The organism is Bradyrhizobium sp. BR 10261 (genome assembly GCF_019455395.1).
Taxonomy (GTDB): Bacteria; Pseudomonadota; Alphaproteobacteria; order Rhizobiales; family Xanthobacteraceae; genus Bradyrhizobium; species Bradyrhizobium manausense.
In genome coordinates this window covers 1-1,299 of the sequence record NZ_JACOFQ010000071.1, presented here as the reverse complement: position 1 = coordinate 1,299, position 1,299 = coordinate 1, and the positions used below count along the sequence as shown (strand labels likewise).

At 63.7% G+C, this 1,299-nt stretch carries 1 protein-coding gene; it reads right to left on the bottom strand.

The genetic code is table 11. The features are described 5' to 3' along the window. Nucleotides 1-1,299: MFS transporter (locus HYH07_RS36165; protein WP_220006918.1), on the bottom strand; the 1,299-nt coding region annotated here is incomplete at both ends.

Genomic DNA, 1,299 nt, shown 5'->3' with positions numbered 1-1,299 from the left:
CCGATCATAGTCGGCCCGCGCGATCGGAACGGCTTTGGGATTGCCGAGATCGTCAATGCGGACCCGGTAGGTTTCCCGGGCCGTGACGGCTGCAAGTGCCGCGATGACCGTGATGCCGAAGGCGATCGCCCCCACCGTCAAGGGAATGTTGGCGGAGCCGGGAGGCGCCACGGTCGCGAACAGGGCCGGAAGCAGCGCGGTGATGGTGGTGCCGATGTTCTGCGAGATCGCCATCGCCGACACGCGGGTGCGGGTTGGAAACAGCTCCGGATAGAAGCTCGGGAAGATTGCGTTGTAGCCCTGATAGACCACACCCCACATCAACAGCGACAGCATGATCGCAAGCGGCACGCTCTTGATGCTGATGGCATAGAGATAGCCGAAAGCGAGCAGGCCGGAGAGCAGCGCGCCCACGACGATGGGAGGCTTGCGGCCGACCTTGTCGGAGAGATTGCCGACGAAGGGAATGACGAAGATGGCCAGCATGTTTCCGAGGACCGGGATCCACAGATAGACATCCTTGGCAAAACCGATGCCATAGGCCGGCTGCACCGCATAGGCCGCACCGAAGATGGTCGCGACCACAGGGATGACGTTCATCAGCGCCATGCAGATGACCCGGAGCATGTCGGGCCAGCTCAGCTTGATGGCCTGGACGATGGGCGAGCGCGGCGTTTCTCCCCGCCCCTCCTCGCGGGCAAAGGCAGGGGTTTCGTCGACTTCGCGGCGGATGATGTAGCCTGCGACGATGACGAAGAAGCTGAGCAGGAACGGAATCCGCCAGCCCCAGCTGTTGAAGGCCTCGGTCGGCATATAGGCCGCCAGCGGCAGGAAGACGGCGGCTGCGAGAATCTGTCCGGCCTGCACGCCCTGAAGCGCGAAGCTCGCATAGAAGCCGCGACGGCCGAACGGCGCGTGCTCCAGGATCATCGAGCTCGCGCCGGAGATTTCGCCGGCAACGGCAAAGCCCTGGATCAGGCGCAGGACGACCAGCAGGATCGGCGCGAGGATGCCGACCTGATGATAGGTCGGCAGGAGGCCCACCGCCATGGTCGACAGCCCCATCAGGAACATGCAGACGATCAGAACGGTCTTGCGGCCATGGGTGTCGCCCCAATGGCCGAGCACGAAGGCGCCGACCGGCCGGGCCACATAGCCGACGCCATAGGTCGCCAGCGATGCGACGATGGCGACGGTGGGATTTTCCGACGGGAAGAAGATTTGCGGGAAGATCAGCGACGCGGCGGTCGCATAGATGAAGAAGTCATAATATTCGAGAGCCGACCCGATCCAGCCGCT